The organism is Pseudescherichia sp. AS216, assembly GCF_037152055.1.
Taxonomy (GTDB): Bacteria; Pseudomonadota; Gammaproteobacteria; order Enterobacterales; family Enterobacteriaceae; genus Pseudescherichia.
The window spans coordinates 117749-133486 of record NZ_JBBCMV010000002.1 but is presented as its reverse complement, the minus strand read 5'-3'; the positions used below and the strand labels follow the sequence as shown (position 1 = coordinate 133486).

14 protein-coding genes and 4 tRNA genes are annotated in these 15738 nt (G+C 56.9%); 14 read left to right on the top strand and 4 right to left on the bottom strand.

Annotation, left to right across the window (positions count from 1 at the left end):
* The first annotated feature begins 62 nt into the window (after nt 1–62).
* The 14 genes from pncC (at nt 63) to WFN61_RS06140 (ending at nt 10607) form a co-directional block, all read left to right on the top strand.
* Nucleotides 63–560, top strand: coding sequence for a nicotinamide-nucleotide amidase (gene pncC / locus WFN61_RS06205; protein WP_312282978.1), 498 nt, complete (start codon nt 63–65; stop codon nt 558–560).
* A gap of 89 nt (nt 561–649) precedes the next feature.
* A complete protein-coding gene (gene recA, locus WFN61_RS06200) occupies nt 650–1714 on the top strand; it encodes a recombinase RecA (RefSeq protein WP_144817845.1) in 1065 nt (354 codons plus the stop codon).
* 70 nt (nt 1715–1784) lie between these two features.
* A complete protein-coding gene (gene recX, locus WFN61_RS06195; RefSeq protein ID WP_144817846.1) occupies nt 1785–2270 on the top strand; it encodes a recombination regulator RecX in 486 nt (161 codons plus the stop codon).
* 145 nt (nt 2271–2415) lie between these two features.
* A complete protein-coding gene (gene alaS / locus WFN61_RS06190) occupies nt 2416–5043 on the top strand; it encodes an alanine--tRNA ligase (RefSeq protein ID WP_312178029.1) in 2628 nt (875 codons plus the stop codon).
* A 242-nt stretch (nt 5044–5285) separates the two neighbouring features.
* Entirely contained in the window at nt 5286–5471 is a 186-nt protein-coding gene (gene csrA, locus WFN61_RS06185) for a carbon storage regulator CsrA (RefSeq protein ID WP_000906486.1), read from the top strand.
* A 314-nt stretch (nt 5472–5785) separates the two neighbouring features.
* A tRNA-Ser gene (locus WFN61_RS06180) sits at nt 5786–5878 on the top strand.
* A gap of 3 nt (nt 5879–5881) precedes the next feature.
* Nucleotides 5882–5958, top strand: a tRNA-Arg gene (locus tag WFN61_RS06175).
* Between the two features lie 61 nt (nt 5959–6019).
* A tRNA-Arg gene (locus WFN61_RS06170) sits at nt 6020–6096 on the top strand.
* Nucleotides 6097–6124: 28 nt separating this feature from the next.
* Nucleotides 6125–6201, top strand: a tRNA-Arg gene (locus WFN61_RS06165).
* A 298-nt stretch (nt 6202–6499) separates the two neighbouring features.
* A complete protein-coding gene (yqaB, locus tag WFN61_RS06160; RefSeq protein ID WP_312273333.1) occupies nt 6500–7066 on the top strand; it encodes a fructose-1-phosphate/6-phosphogluconate phosphatase in 567 nt (188 codons plus the stop codon).
* A complete protein-coding gene (locus WFN61_RS06155) occupies nt 7063–7491 on the top strand; it encodes a YqaA family protein (protein WP_144817848.1) in 429 nt (142 codons plus the stop codon). The genes yqaB and WFN61_RS06155 overlap by 4 nt, the downstream gene beginning before the upstream one ends.
* A 78-nt stretch (nt 7492–7569) precedes the next feature.
* Complete coding sequence (gshA, locus tag WFN61_RS06150; RefSeq protein WP_144817849.1) at nt 7570–9114, top strand: glutamate--cysteine ligase; 1545 nt, start codon at nt 7570–7572, stop codon at nt 9112–9114.
* A 159-nt stretch (nt 9115–9273) separates the two neighbouring features.
* The gene (gene luxS / locus WFN61_RS06145) at nt 9274–9789 is read left to right on the top strand and encodes an S-ribosylhomocysteine lyase (protein ID WP_238081134.1); all 516 of its coding nucleotides are present in this window, start codon (nt 9274–9276) and stop codon (nt 9787–9789) included.
* A 59-nt stretch (nt 9790–9848) separates the two neighbouring features.
* Nucleotides 9849–10607: an AraC family transcriptional regulator gene (locus WFN61_RS06140; protein ID WP_222888624.1), complete on the top strand. Its 759-nt coding sequence runs from the start codon at nt 9849–9851 to the stop codon at nt 10605–10607.
* Here the strand turns inward: WFN61_RS06140 and leuA are convergent.
* The 4 genes from leuA to mprA all read right to left on the bottom strand — a co-directional run bounded on the left by leuA (nt 10604) and on the right by mprA (nt 15737).
* On the bottom strand, nt 10604–12253 hold the full coding sequence (leuA, locus tag WFN61_RS06135; RefSeq protein WP_337038269.1) for a 2-isopropylmalate synthase: 1650 nt from the start codon (nt 12251–12253) through the stop codon (nt 10604–10606). The genes WFN61_RS06140 and leuA overlap by 4 nt on opposite strands.
* Before the next feature lie 102 nt (nt 12254–12355).
* On the bottom strand, nt 12356–13903 hold the full coding sequence (gene emrB, locus WFN61_RS06130; protein ID WP_144817854.1) for a multidrug efflux MFS transporter permease subunit EmrB: 1548 nt from the start codon (nt 13901–13903) through the stop codon (nt 12356–12358).
* 5 nt (nt 13904–13908) lie between these two features.
* A complete protein-coding gene (gene emrA, locus WFN61_RS06125) occupies nt 13909–15084 on the bottom strand; it encodes a multidrug efflux MFS transporter periplasmic adaptor subunit EmrA (RefSeq protein WP_144817855.1) in 1176 nt (391 codons plus the stop codon).
* 122 nt (nt 15085–15206) lie between these two features.
* The gene (mprA, locus tag WFN61_RS06120; protein ID WP_042387615.1) at nt 15207–15737 is read right to left on the bottom strand and encodes a transcriptional repressor MprA; all 531 of its coding nucleotides are present in this window, start codon (nt 15735–15737) and stop codon (nt 15207–15209) included.
* Nucleotide 15738: the final 1 nt, after the last annotated feature.

Below are 15738 nucleotides of genomic sequence, written 5' to 3'. Positions count from 1 at the left end.
CCCCATATTAAGAGAGAAAGTGCTATCTTATCTCTCTCATTTCAGCCGTTTACGGAGCGGTTATGACTGACAGTGAATTGATGCAGCTCAGCGAGCGCGTAGGCCTGGCGCTAAAGGCGCGCGGCGCGACCGTGACCACGGCTGAGTCCTGTACCGGCGGCTGGGTAGCCAAAGCCATTACCGATATCGCCGGCAGCTCTGCCTGGTTTGAACGGGGTTTTGTCACCTATTCTAATGAAGCCAAGGCGCAGATGATCGGCGTAAAACCCGAGACGTTAGCCCAGCACGGGGCGGTCAGCGAGCCAGTGGTCGTTGAGATGGCGATCGGTGCGATTAAGGCCGCCCGCGCGACCTATGCCGTCTCTATTAGCGGTATCGCGGGCCCGGACGGTGGCAGCGAAAGCAAGCCGGTCGGCACGGTCTGGTTTGGCTTCGCCAGCGCGGCGGGAGAGGGGATCACGCGGCGGGAATGCTTCGCCGGTGACCGTGAAAGCGTGCGCCGTCAGGCCACCGTTTATGCCCTGCAAACCCTGTGGCAACATTTTCTACAAAGAGCTTGATACTGTATGCGTATACAGTATAATGAGCGCAACAAAACAGTAATCCCCGGCGAGCATCACCTGCTTTACCCGGCATGACAGGAGTAATAATGGCTATCGACGAAAACAAACAGAAAGCGTTGGCGGCAGCACTGGGCCAGATCGAAAAGCAATTCGGTAAAGGCTCCATCATGCGCCTGGGTGAAGACCGTACTATGGACGTAGAAACGATCTCCACGGGTTCGCTTTCGCTGGACATCGCCCTCGGTGCGGGCGGCCTGCCAATGGGCCGTATCGTAGAGATCTACGGGCCGGAGTCCTCAGGTAAAACGACTCTGACACTGCAGGTTATCGCTGCTGCACAGCGTCAGGGTAAAACCTGTGCCTTTATCGATGCAGAGCACGCGCTTGACCCTGTGTACGCGCGCAAGCTGGGCGTTGATATCGACAACCTGCTCTGCTCTCAGCCGGATACCGGTGAGCAGGCGCTTGAGATCTGTGACGCGCTGGCGCGCTCCGGCGCGGTTGACGTGCTGGTGGTTGACTCCGTTGCGGCACTGACGCCGAAAGCCGAGATCGAAGGCGAGATCGGCGACTCTCACATGGGCCTCGCGGCACGTATGATGAGCCAGGCGATGCGTAAGCTGGCGGGTAACCTGAAGCAGTCCAACACCCTGCTGATCTTCATCAACCAGATCCGTATGAAGATTGGTGTGATGTTCGGTAACCCGGAAACCACCACCGGCGGTAACGCGCTGAAATTCTACGCCTCCGTGCGTCTCGACATCCGCCGTATCGGCGCGGTGAAAGAGGGCGATAACGTGGTCGGGAGCGAAACCCGCGTGAAAGTGGTGAAAAACAAGATCGCTGCGCCGTTCAAACAGGCTGAGTTCCAGATCCTCTACGGCGAAGGTATCAACTTCTACGGCGAGCTGGTTGACCTGGGCGTGAAAGAGAAGCTGATCGAAAAAGCGGGCGCATGGTATAGCTACAACGGTGAGAAGATCGGTCAGGGTAAAGCGAATGCGACCACCTGGCTGAAAGAGAACCCGGCTACCGCGAAAGAGATCGAAACGAAGATCCGTGAAATTCTGCTCACGAACCCGGACACCAAACCGGACTTTACGGTTGACGACAACGACGTCAATGCGAAAGAGACCAACGAAGATTTTTAATAATCTGACGTAACGAACAAGGGCTGCCGATGCAGCCCTTTTTGCTATTTATCTATCCAGCAGGTGTGCCATGACAGATACCTCGCCCCGCCGCTCCGCCTATTCCCGCTTGCTCGATCGCGCCATGCGCATTCTCGGCATGCGCGACCACAGCGAACAGGAGTTCCGCCGCAAGCTGACCGCCCCGGTGATGACCAAAACCGGACCGGAGCCGGTAGATGCCACCGAAGACGATATCAATAACGTGGTGAACTGGTGCTATGAAAACCGCTATCTTGACGATGCCCGTTTTGCCCGCCAGTTTATCGCCAGCCGCAGCCGTAAAGGCTATGGTCCGGCACGTATCCGCCAGGAGCTGACCCAGAAGGGAATTGACCGGGAAACGGGAGAGGAGGCGATGCGCGAAAGCGACATCGACTGGATTGAGATTGCCCGCGAGCAGGCGCAGCGCAAATATGGCGATCCGCTGCCAGCGGTCTTTGCTGAGAAGGTGAAAGTACAGCGTTTTTTACTCTATCGGGGATTCCTGATGGAGGATATTAAAGAACTTTGGTGAAATTTTACGTCCTGGCTGCATACGGGATTTTACTTCGCAGTCAAGAAAACTTATCTTATTCCCACTTTTTCCAGTAGCTGGTCCTCGCCTGTAACAGGGAGAAACGCCAGCTGCGACATTTCGTTAGCTTGATTTCAGGATAATTATGAGCAAGAGCACCGCTGAGATCCGTCAGGCGTTTCTCGATTTTTTCCATAGTAAAGGTCATCAGGTTGTTGCAAGCAGCTCCCTGGTACCCAACAACGATCCAACTCTGCTGTTTACTAACGCCGGGATGAACCAGTTCAAGGATGTTTTCCTTGGTCTCGACAAGCGTAATTATTCCCGCGCAACCACCTCGCAGCGCTGCGTGCGTGCGGGCGGTAAACACAACGATCTGGAAAACGTCGGTTACACCGCGCGCCATCACACCTTCTTTGAAATGCTGGGTAACTTCAGCTTTGGCGACTATTTCAAACACGATGCTATCCAGTACGCATGGGAACTGCTGACCGGTGAAAACTGGTTCAACCTGCCGAAAGATCGCCTGTGGGTAACCGTCTACGAAACCGACGACGAAGCTTACGAAATCTGGGAAAAAGAGGTTGGCATCCCGCGCGAGCGTATCATCCGCATTGGTGATAACAAAGGCGCTGCCTACGCTTCTGATAACTTCTGGCAGATGGGCGACACCGGTCCGTGCGGCCCCTGTACCGAGATCTTCTTCGACCACGGCGCGCATATCGCCGGCGGTCCTCCGGGCAGCCCGGACGAAGACGGCGATCGCTACATTGAGATCTGGAACATCGTCTTTATGCAGTTCAACCGCCAGGCCGATGGCACCATGGAGCCGCTGCCGAAGCCGTCCGTGGACACCGGTATGGGCCTGGAGCGTATTGCGGCAGTGCTGCAGCACGTTAACTCGAACTATGAGATCGACCTGTTCCGCGATCTGATCGCTGCCGTTGCGAAAGTGACCGGCGCAACCGATCTGAACAACAAATCCCTGCGCGTCATTGCCGACCACATCCGCTCCTGTGCGTTCCTGCTCGCCGATGGCGTGCTGCCGTCGAACGAGAGCCGTGGCTACGTGCTGCGCCGTATCATTCGTCGCGCGGTCCGTCATGGCAACATGCTCGGCGCGAAAGAGACCTTCTTCTACAAGCTGGTTGCCCCGCTGATCGACGTGATGGGTGCGGCAGGTGAAGAGCTGAAGAGCCAGCAGGCGCAGGTTGAGCAGACGCTGAAAACTGAAGAAGAGCAGTTTGCCCGCACGCTGGAGCGTGGCCTGGCGCTGCTCGACGAAGAGCTGGCGAAGCTGACCGGCGATACGCTGGACGGTGAAACCGTCTTCCGTCTGTATGACACCTACGGCTTCCCAATGGATCTCACCGCCGACGTCTGTCGCGAGCGCGATATTAAAGTCGACGAAGAGGGCTTTAAGGTCGCGATGGAAGCGCAGCGCAACCGCGCCCGTGAATCCAGCGGCTTTGGCGCAGACTACAACGCCATGATCCGCGTTGAGGGCGCATCTGAATTTAAAGGTTACGACAGCCTGGAGCTGACCAGCAAGGTCACCGCGCTGTTTGTTGAGGGCCAGTCCGTCAACACGATTAGCGCAGGGCAGGAGGCGGTGGTCATTCTTGACGCAACGCCGTTCTACGCGGAATCCGGCGGCCAGGTGGGCGACAAGGGCGAGCTGAAAGGCAATGGCTTCACCTTTACCGTGACCGATACCCAGAAATATGGCCAGGCTATAGGTCATCAGGGCAAGCTGGCATCCGGCTCCCTGAAAGTGGGCGACGGCGTTAAGGCCGAGGTGGATGAAGCCCGCCGCGAGCGTATCCGTCTGAACCACTCTGCAACGCACCTGATGCACGCCGCGCTGCGCGACGTGCTGGGCACCCACGTGGCACAGAAAGGCTCGCTGGTGAACGACAAGGTGCTGCGCTTTGACTTCTCCCACTTTGAAGCCATGAAGCCTGCGGAGATCCGCGCGGTAGAAGATCTGGTTAACGCCCAGATTCGTCGTAACCTGCCGATTGAAACCCAGATTATGGACCTCGAAGACGCGCGAGCCAAAGGTGCGATGGCGCTGTTTGGCGAGAAGTATGACGAGCGCGTACGCGTTCTGAGCATGGGCGACTTCTCTACCGAGCTGTGCGGCGGCACCCACGCCTCCCGCACCGGTGATATCGGGCTGTTCCGCATCGTGTCGGAATCCGGCACGGCGGCAGGCGTTCGTCGTATTGAAGCCGTTACCGGTGAAAATGCGCTTGCCAGCCTCCATGCGCAGAGCGAGCAGCTGCAGGACATTGCTCAGCTGCTGAAGGGTGACAGTCAGAACCTGGGCGAGAAAGTGCGCTCCGTTCTCGATAAAACTCGCCAGCTAGAGAAAGAGCTGCAGCAGCTGAAAGCGCAGCAGGCGGCGCAGGAGAGCGCAAACCTCTCCGATAAGGCTGAAGAGATTAACGGCGTGAAGCTGCTGGTGAGCGAGCTAGCGGGCGTCGAGCCGAAGATGCTGCGTACTATGGTTGACGATCTGAAGAACCAGCTGGGTTCCGCGGTAATCGTTCTTGCCACGGTAGCAGAGGGTAAGGTTTCTCTGATTGCGGGGGTCTCGAAAGAGGTGACCGACCGCGTGAAAGCAGGGGAGCTGATTGGTATGGTTGCCCAGCAGGTGGGTGGTAAAGGCGGTGGCCGTCCAGATATGGCGCAGGCCGGCGGTACCGACGCAGCCGCGCTTCCTGCGGCGTTAGCCAGCGTTAAAGGCTGGGTAAGCGCAAAACTGTAATAACAAATAAAGCGAATGCAGACGCCATAGCCTTCGGGTTATGGCGTACTTGCCACTACGCTGTTGATAACGATAAAGTCAGGTTGAAGTTGTGTATATCGGCTAAACTTACGTTTAACAGAATGTGATGCCGTGACTGCTTACACTTTACGTGTTTGTCATCGCTTACTTTTTGGCGTTATATGATGGATAATGCCGGGATACAAGAGACCCGACTCTTTTAATCTTTCAAGGAGCAAAGAATGCTGATTCTGACTCGTCGAGTTGGTGAAACCCTCATGATTGGGGACGAGGTCACCGTGACAGTTTTAGGGGTTAAGGGCAACCAGGTGCGAATTGGTGTGAACGCCCCTAAAGAAGTATCTGTTCATCGTGAAGAGATCTACCAGCGTATCCAGGCTGAAAAATCACAACAGTCCAGCTACTGATATCATCGCGTCTCGCTTTCTGGCGAGACGCAGCTCTTGCCAGCCCGCTTTTTTTCACGCTTTCCTCCTATTCTGCCCCTTTTGCATGACATTTTCATTTCTCGGCTCGCTTTCTTTATGCTGCGTTACGTCAAGGATTGTGCTGATAAAACACTCTTTTTGATCCTTTTCAGCGCAAATTGTTTGCGAAGTGTGCAAACGAATCAGGGCTGGGAAAAATTGTTTGACTTATAAGTCCCAGAAAGTAATATGTGCGCCAACGCAGCGACGAAGAGCGGAAACAAGTTCTTCGAAGCACTCGCAAGAGGCGTGTTGGTGAGGTGGCCGAGAGGCTGAAGGCGCTCCCCTGCTAAGGGAGTATGCGGTCAAAAGCTGCATCCGGGGTTCGAATCCCCGCCTCACCGCCATTTGCATCCATAGCTCAGCTGGATAGAGTACTCGGCTACGAACCGAGCGGTCGGAGGTTCGAATCCTCCTGGATGCACCATATTGTGCAGTGTTGCGGCACGTTGAGCGACATTGAAAAAGTTGTAAAGCAGTACCCTGATGCATCCATAGCTCAGCTGGATAGAGTACTCGGCTACGAACCGAGCGGTCGGAGGTTCGAATCCTCCTGGATGCACCATCTTCTTGAAACAAAGCACCACCTTAATGCATCCATAGCTCAGCTGGATAGAGTACTCGGCTACGAACCGAGCGGTCGGAGGTTCGAATCCTCCTGGATGCACCATATTCTCCGAGATAACAGCCAGGCTGCTGTTTCAAGGTCTGCGAAATTATCGCTAGCACCAGGGAGGATAACGTTGCGTAAGCAACGGCCCGTAGGGCGAGGCGCAGCCGAGTAATCCTCCTGGATGCACCATCTTTTCTAAGATAAAAAGCAATTCTCTGATTTTCCCCTCTAAGTACATCATTTTTTTCTCCAAATTTAACTTCCTGTTTTACACCCTAACTCTCTATCGCCATCAGCGACAAAACGCCCTGTTTACGTTAAAGTAATGTTCTGTTATCCGCAGTGTGAGAACGCGATGTACGAACGTTATGACGGTCTGATTTTCGATATGGATGGCACCATCCTTGATACCGAACCTACCCATCGTAAAGCCTGGCACGACGTGCTGGCGCACTACGGCATGCGCTTTGATGAGCAGGCTATTGTCGCGCTCAACGGCTCGCCGACCTGGCGTATTGCGCAAGCGGTCATTGAGTGGAACCACGGCGATCTCGATCCTTACGCCCTGGCGCGTGAAAAAACCGAGGCGGTGAAGGCGATGCTGCTGGACACCGTAGAGCCGCTGCCGCTGATTGAGGTGGTGAAAGCGTGGCACGGTCGTCGTCCTATGGCGGTAGGCACCGGCAGCGAGCGCGCCATTGCCGAAGCGCTGCTCACTCACCTTAATCTGCGCCACTATTTTACCGCGGTGGTTGCCGCCGATGACGTTGAGCACCACAAGCCTGCACCCGACACCTTCCTGCTCTGTGCCGAGCTAATGGGGGTCGACCCGACCAAATGCGTAGTGTTTGAAGACGCTGACTTTGGTCTGGAGGCGGCGCGGCGGGCAGGAATGGATGCCGTGGACGTGCGTACGCTGTGAGCGATGCGCTGTCACTCCTTTCCCTTTTTACCAGCAGCTTTCTCAGCGCCACGCTTCTGCCAGGCAGTTCAGAAGTGCTGCTGGTTGCCCTGTTAATCTCTGGCGTCAGCCAGCCCTGGCTCATTATCTTAATAGCAACAATGGGTAATAGCCTTGGAGGGGTGACTAACGTTATCCTTGGACGTTTCTTTCCGCTGCGTAAAACATCACGCTGGCAGGAAAAAGCCCAACACTATTTGAAACGTTATGGCGCAGCCACGCTATTATTGAGCTGGATGCCTGTTATCGGTGATCTGCTGTGCCTGCTTGCGGGATGGATGCGCATTGCGTGGGGGCCGGTTATCTTTTTTTTATGCCTTGGCAAGGGGCTACGCTATGCCGTTTTGGCGGCCCTGACCCTGCAAGGTATGACGTGGTGGCACTAATTGGTTGGTCATACGCTTTTATCGTCAACCATTACAATTATGCTTATTAGAAATGATTTCGACAGGCGGGAGGTCAACTTGATCCCGGACGTATCACAGGCGCTGTCCTGGCTGGAAAAAAATCCTCATGTCCTGAAAGGGATTATGCGAGGGCTTGAGCGCGAAACGCTGCGCGTTAACGCTGACGGCACGCTTGCAACAACCGGACATCCGGAGCAGCTTGGTGCAGCGCTGACACATAAATGGATCACCACTGATTTCGCCGAAGCGCTACTGGAATTTATTACCCCAGTTGATGGCGATATCGATCATATGCTGACGGTGCTGCGCGACGTGCACCGCTACAGCGTGCGCAACCTGGGAGAGGAACGGCTGTGGCCGCTGAGTATGCCCTGCTACATCGAGAATGGGCAGGATATTGAGCTGGCGCAGTACGGCAAATCCAATATTGGTCGTCTCAAGACGCTTTACCGTGAGGGGTTGAAAAACCGCTACGGTGCGCTGATGCAGACCATCTCGGGCGTGCACTACAACTTCTCTCTGCCAATGGCTTTCTGGCAGGCAAAGTGCGGCAGTACGGATAAAGAGGCGGTCTCCGACGGCTATTTCCGCCTGATCCGTAACTACTACCGCTTCGGCTGGGTGATCCCTTACCTTTTCGGTGCATCGCCGGCTATCTGCTCCTCGTTCCTGCAGGGCAAACCCACTACGCTGCCGTTTGAAAAAACGGAAGAGGGGATGTACTACCTGCCGTACGCCACCTCCCTGCGTCTGAGCGACCTCGGCTATACCAATAAATCGCAAAGCAATCTCGGTATTACGTTTAACGATTTAGAGGGTTATGTGGCAGCATTGAAACGGGCGATCAAAACGCCGTCTGCTGACTACGAGAAGATGGGGCTGACGAAGGACGGTAAGCATCTGCAGATCAATACCAATATTCTGCAGATCGAAAATGAGCTCTATGCGCCGGTACGCCCGAAACGGGTGACCCGCAGCGGTGAAGCGCCGTCGGATGCGCTCCTGCGCGGCGGCATTGAGTACATTGAGGTTCGCTCCCTGGATATTAACCCCTTCTCGGCGGTGGGCGTGGACGAGCAGCAGGTGCGTTTCCTCGATCTGTTTATGGTCTGGTGCGTGCTGGCGGATGCGCCAGAGATGAGCAGCGATGAACTGCTCTGTACGCGGACCAACTGGAATCGTGTAATTCTGGAAGGGCGCAAGCCGGGCCTGACCCTGGGCATCGGCTGTGAAACCGCGCAGTTCCCGTTAAAAGACGTTGGCAAAGATCTGTTCCGCGACCTGAAGCGCGTTGCGCTGACGCTGGACAGCATTGACGGCGGCACCGCCTATGCCGAGGTGTGCGATCAGCTGGTGGCGAGCTTTGACGATCCGGAGCTGACCTTCTCGGCGCGTATTCTGCATTCAATGCTCGAAAGCGGGATTGGCGGTACCGGCAAGGCGCTGGCGGCACAGTATCGTGATATGCTGCGGGAAGAGCCGCTGGAGGTTCTGCTGGACGAGGACTTCACCAAAGAGCGCGATGCATCCTGGGCGCGTCTGCGTGAGATTGAGGCGGCGGACAGCGAGTCGTTTGAAGATCTGTTGGCAAAACACGCCTGACAGGCCTGACAGAAAAGAAAAAGGCCACATTGCTGTGGCCAAAATTTCATCTCTGAAAACAGGGATGATGATAACAAATGCGCGTCTTTCATATATTCAGACTGGCATGCGTTCAAAGAGTTCACTTATTTTTAAAAAAATCACTCCGGAGGTGAAAAAATGCCGTTGTTGGATAGCTTCACTGTCGACCACACCCGTATGGAAGCCCCTGCTGTTCGCGTTGCGAAAACTATGAACACGCCGCACGGCGATGCCATCACCGTCTTCGACCTGCGTTTCTGCATCCCGAATAAAGAAGTGATGCCGGAGAAGGGCATCCACACCCTGGAACACCTGTTCGCAGGCTTTATGCGCGACCACCTGAACGGCAACGGCGTTGAGATCATCGATATCTCGCCGATGGGCTGCCGGACCGGCTTCTACATGAGCCTGATTGGCACCCCTGAAGAGCAGCGCGTAGCCGATGCCTGGAAAGCGGCGATGGCTGACGTGCTGAAGGTGAAAGAGCAGAACCAGATCCCTGAGCTGAACGTCTACCAGTGCGGCACCTATCAGATGCACTCTCTGGATGAGGCGCAGGAGATTGCGCGTCATATCCTGGAGCGCGACGTGCGCGTCAACAGCAACGACGAGCTGGCGCTGCCGAAAGATAAGCTGCAAGAGCTGCACATCTAGTCGTCGCAAACGCCCGGCAAACGCAGTGCCGCCGGGCGTTTCAGCATCTGTAGATCACTATGACTACCACCACAACCTTCTCTTTTACCCATCGCCCGCTGATCCCCTTTGCTCATGATTACGCCCATGGCGACAGTGAGCCGTGGCATCAACACGACTGCGCGCAGCTGCTGCATAGCCTGAGCGGCGTGGTCAGGGTTGAGACCGCAGCAGGCTGCTGGGTGGTACCGCCTGGGCGGGGCGTCTGGCTCCCTGCCGCAACGCAGCACGCGTTACGTATTACCGGCAACGTTGCCGCCCGCACGCTGTTTATCGATCCGCTGGCACGCGCTGACCTGCCTGCCTCCTGCCAAATCGTGCAAATTTCCCCTCTGCTGCGCGAGCTGATTGTCTCATCATTCGATCTGGCTGAACGCTACACGCCGGGTAGCCGCGATGAGCGGATCTATGAGCTGATCCTCGATGAGATCCGCGTGATGCAGGCGCTGCCTTTCCATCTTCCTGAACCGCACAGTAATCTCCTGCGCACGCTCTGTCAGCAGATCGGCGAAGAGCCTGCCCGAGAGTGGACCACAGCCCTGGCGGCTAGCGTGACGAACATGAGTGAGCGCACGCTCAACCGCCATTTTCAGCAGCAGACGGGATTAAGCTTTGGAGAGTGGGTGCGTCGGGCTCGCCTGATGGCGGCCCTTATGCGCCTGGCGCAGGGGCAGTCGGTGCTGCGTGTGGCGCTGGATACCGGCTACGGCAGCCATAGCGCCTTTACCGCCATGTTCCGCCGGGTGATGGGCGTTTCACCCAGCGACTACTTTCGCTAGGCCAGCGTATTCAACAGCGCCTGGAGCGACGCGCGAGCAACGTCATTATCGATGCCTACGCCCCAGCGGCTGCTGCCATCCTGAAACAGACAGTGAATATAGGCGACCGAGCGGCTGTCGCTGCGCTCGCCCAGGGTGTGCTCATGGTAATCTTTTATCACAAACGGCTGCGCTACCCATGCTGATAACCCGCTGGCTGCGGCAGAGAGCAGCCCATTGCCGCACCCTTCAAGCTGTCGCGTTTCGCCGTCGTGCGAGACGGCGGCGGTTAACCGTAACAGCCCATCCTGCTGGCTTTCACTGCTGTAGCTGAGCAGACGGAAGCGCGGGGCTGGCACCAGCCCATAGCGACTGCGAAAAAGCTGCCAGAGCGCATTTTGCGTCATCTCTTTACCGCCTTCGTCGGCTTCCCGCTGCACGTGCTGGCTGAAGTCCTGCTGCAGGGCGCGGGGAAGCGTCAGGCCGTGATTCTGTTCAATGATCCATGCGCTGCCGCTTTTGCCCGACTGGCTATTAACGCGGATCACGGCCTCATAGGTGCAGCCGATATCCTGCGGATCGATAGGCAGATAGGGCATTTCCCAGCGTTCGCCCGGCCTGCGCGCGTCGAATCCTTTCTTGATTGCATCCTGGTGTGAACCGGAGAAGGCGGTATAGGCCAGCCGCCCAGCCCAGGGGTGACGCGGGTGCACCGGCAGCTGATTGCAGCTTTCAACCACCTCCACCACGCGCGTCATATCGCTGAAATCCAGCCCCGGTGAGATGCCCTGGCTGTAGAGATTCATCGCCAGCGTCACCAGACAGACGTTGCCGGTACGCTCGCCGTTGCCAAACAGACAGCCCTCAACGCGATCTGCCCCCGCCATGACCGCCAGCTCGGCGCTCGCCACGCCCGTGCCGCGATCGTTATGCGGATGAACGCTGATACAGACCGCCTCGCGCTGGCTGAAACGGCGGCAAAACCACTCAATTTGATCGGCATAGACGTTAGGCGTGTTTACCTCCACGGTGGCGGGGAGATTGACGATCATTGGTCGTTCGGCACAGGGCTGCCAGATAGCCGCCACCGCTTCGCAAATCTCCAGGGCAAATTCAGGCTCGGTAAAGCAGAAGGTTTCCGGCGAGTACTCGTACTGCCAGCGCGTTTGCGGGTTCTCTTCGCACAGCTGACGAATCTGGCGCGTGCTGCGGGTAGCCAGTTCAATTACCTGCGCCTTCTCCATACCGAACACCAGACGGCGAAACAGCGGCGCAGTGGCATTGTAGAGATGCACCGTCGCGCGGCTGGCTCCGCGCAGCGCGTCGAAGGTGCGCGCAATGAGATCCTCGCGCGCCTGGGTTAACACCTGGATCGTCACGTCGTCGGGAATACGATGCTCTTCTATCAGCTGGCGCACAAAATTGAAATCGGTCTGCGAAGCCGAAGGGAAGGCAACTTCAATCTCCTTAAAGCCGCAGTCAAGCAGCAGGTTCCAGAGCTGCATTTTACGCGCCACGTCCATTGGCTCGGCCAGAGCCTGGTTACCGTCACGCAGATCGGTAGAGAGCCAGCGCGGTGCGTGAGCGATCTGCTTTTCCGGCCACGTGCGATCGGGCAGGGAGAGAGGGGGATAGGGCTGGTATTTCTGGGCGGGATTTTTCAGCATGGTGTGCTCCTGTTGTCTTTTCACTATCGTGAAGCGATTTCAGGAGCACGGCTTTATCAGGACGGACAATCCCTGTCGCAGTCCGGTCAATTTACTCGGCGATCAGTGCGCGCCGCCGCCGCCGCTGCCTGCGCCAAACGGCGGTTTCGCAAACCACACCAGCCCCAGCATGATCACGAATATCCCTGCGGAGATCCAAAATATCTCGTTTGCCGAGATAATCAGACCCTGATTGGTGATCTGCTGGGCTATCCAGCCGGATGCCTGCTGCTGTGTCATCCCCATTCCCTGCAGCTGGTCATACATAAGCTGGGCGTTAGGGTTGTAGGGAGTCACCGACTCCGTAAGCTGGGCGTGATGGATCGACTCCCGGTTGGTCCACAGCGTGGTAGTAATGGACGTGCCGATGGAGCCTGCCAGCGTACGCGAAAAGTTCGACAGGCTGGAGGCGGCTGCAAGACGCTCGGGCGGTAGTCCAGAGAGGATAATGGTCGTCAGCGGCATAAAGAAGCAGGCGACGGCAAACCCCTGGATAAACTGCGGCAGTGCCGAGGCGGCAAAGTCCATGCCCGGCTCGAACGTATAGGCACGCCAGTAGAAGCAGACCGCATACATAATAAAGCTGAAGGTGACCAGCCGACGCATATCCAGCTTATGGGCAAAGCGGCCGATAATCGGCGACAGGATCACCGGGATGATCCCCACCGGCGCAGAGGCCAGACCCGCCCAGGTGGCCGTGTAGCCGTAGACCTCCTGCAACAGCTGCGGCAGCAGTACAATCGCGCCAAAGTAGAGCATGTAGGCCATGCTGATACAGAGGCAGCCGATAGTGAAGTTGCGCGACTTAAACAGCGAGAGATCGACAATGGGGTGGTCGTCGGTCAGCTCCCAGACGATCAGGAAGCTGAGCGCCACCACCGCCACAATGGTTAGGATAATGATCTCCCTGGAGTTGAACCAGTCCAGCTCTTTACCCTGGTCGAGCATGACCTGTAGGCAGCCCACGCCGATCACCAGCAGCGCCAGGCCAACGGCATCAATGCGCCGCTGCTCGGTGCGGGTTTCCCGACCGCGCAGGCTCTGCATCGCCATCACGACTACCACGATACCGATGGGCACGTTGATGAAGAAGATCCAGCCCCAGTGATAGTTATCGCTGATGTAACCGCCCAGAATCGGGCCGCAGATCGGGGCGACGATCACCGTCATGGACCATAGCGACAGGGCGATAGAGCGCTTCGCCGGTGGATAGTTGCTAAGCAGCAGGCTCTGTGAGAGCGGGATCAGCGGCCCGGCAACGATCCCCTGCAGGACGCGGAAGAAGATCAGCATGTTGAGGCTGGTGGACATCCCGCACGCCCAGGAGGCGATGGCAAAGGCGATGGTCGACCACAAAAACAGCTTTACCTCACCGACGCGCTTCGCCAGCCAGCCGGTGATCGGGATAGAGATGGCGTTTGCCACCCCAAAAGAGGTGATCACCCACGTTCCCTGGCTCAGTGACGCGCCAAGGTTACCGGCAATAGTGGGGATCGCCACGTTGGCGATGGTGGAGTCCAGCACCTGCATAAAGGTCGCCAGCGACAGCGCAATGGTCATGATGACCAGCTGCGCCCCCTCCAGCGGTTTTCTCGGTTGCGTAGCGCTCATCAGGATTAGCCCGCGTTGGCCTGCACGATATCGTTAATCAGGATATTAACCGGTTCGAGGCCGATCTCCCGCGCGTTACTCTCATAGGCTGGCGTGGTGCGTGCCTGGCTGGCCAGCATCTGGCCGTCACTGTTACTGGTGTCTACGGTGACCAGCGTCGACAGGCCAATACGCAGCGGATGCTGGGTAAGCTGGTTGGCATCCAGCTCAATACGCACCGGCAGGCGCTGAACCACTTTGATCCAGTTCCCGGTAGCGTTTTGTGCCGGAAGCAGCGAGAAGGCGCTGCCGGTACCCATATCGAGACCGACCACCTTACCGGTGTAGGTCACGTCGTCGCCGTAGATATCGCTCACCACGGTTGCCGTCTGGCCGATACGCATGTGCGCCAGCTGGGTCTCTTTGAAGTTAGCATCCACCCACAGGCCGGAGGCTGGCACCACGGCCATCAGCGGGGTGGTGACGCCGATCTGCGCCCCAGGCTGAACCGCACGGCGTGATACATAGCCGGTCATGGGGCTGACGATCTTGGTACGCTGCAGGGCGAGCCAGGCGTTGCGTACTTCGGCAGCGGCCTGCTGCACCGCAGGCTGATCTTCCAGGCGGGTGCCCAGAATCATCGCCTGGTTGGCGTTATACTGCTGAACCGCCACGTCGAGCTGGGCCTGGGCGCTGGCAACGGCGTCGCGAGCGTGCTGCAGCTCTTCACGACCAATCAGGTTTGCGGTACCCAGCGGCACGCGGCGGTTAAGATCGCTCTGCGCCTGGGCGAGTGCGGTCTTTTTCACCTCAATATTGGCCTGATACTGCTTGCTGTTGATCATCATCTGGCGGGTCTGGCGCACGCTCGACGCGAGCTCGGTCTGCGCTTTCTCGAACGCCTGCTGAGCGTCAGTGGGATCCAGCGTGACCAGCACGTCACCCTTTTTCACAAAGTCGGTATTGTCGACCCAGACTTTCGTCACGCTGCCGGACACCTGCGCCATGATCTGAACCTGGTTCCCTGCCACGTAAGCGTCGTCAGTCTCTTCATGATGACGCAAAACTAAAAACCAATAGATCCCATATGCCACGGCAATAACGATAAAGAGCAAGGTCAGAATAAGCAGGATGCGCGTACGCTTACCTTTCTTATTGTTGACCGGTTGCTGCGGGGTCTGACTCTCCGCATTTGCGCTCATGTTTGTTCTCCACGATCTTATTATTTCACATCGGCTGAGCCGACCTGTTCACCAAAAGGCCAGCACGCTGTGCTGGCCTGGCAATTTCTTATGTAATCAGGATTGTCGTGCGGATCGTCGCGTTAGCGCAGCGCCTCAAGGATGACGTCTTGTTCATCCATCTCATCCAGGCGGGTAAGCAGCTTACGGGTGATCTGCTCAAGCTGCTCTTTCTCTTCGACGGTAAGCGAAGACCAGAGCTGATGCAGGCAGTTATGCTGCGGAGGCAGTACCTGACGTAAAAACTCATGACCTTTATCGGTCAGCTGCAGATGCAGGCAGCGGCGATCGTTGTCGCTCTCGCGACGTTCGATCCAGCCGCGCTTTTCCAGTTCATCGGCGATACGGGTCGCGTTAGTACGTGACGAACCCAGCGCACAGCTCAGCTCAGAGGGTTGAATGCTGTGGTTTTCCTGAGACTCCAGCGTAATTAACGCCATAAATAACGTCTCGTTAATCCCTTGAGCTTTCAGCATCTTATTGCGGTTATCCAGCAGCTTCCCCTGCATGTGCATGCACAGACGGGTGAGGAGGATCTCGTTAAACGGGAAATCCTCGTAGCGACTGGCGCGAAATTTTAGCATTTGTTCAATGGGCGTAAACGAACTATCCATT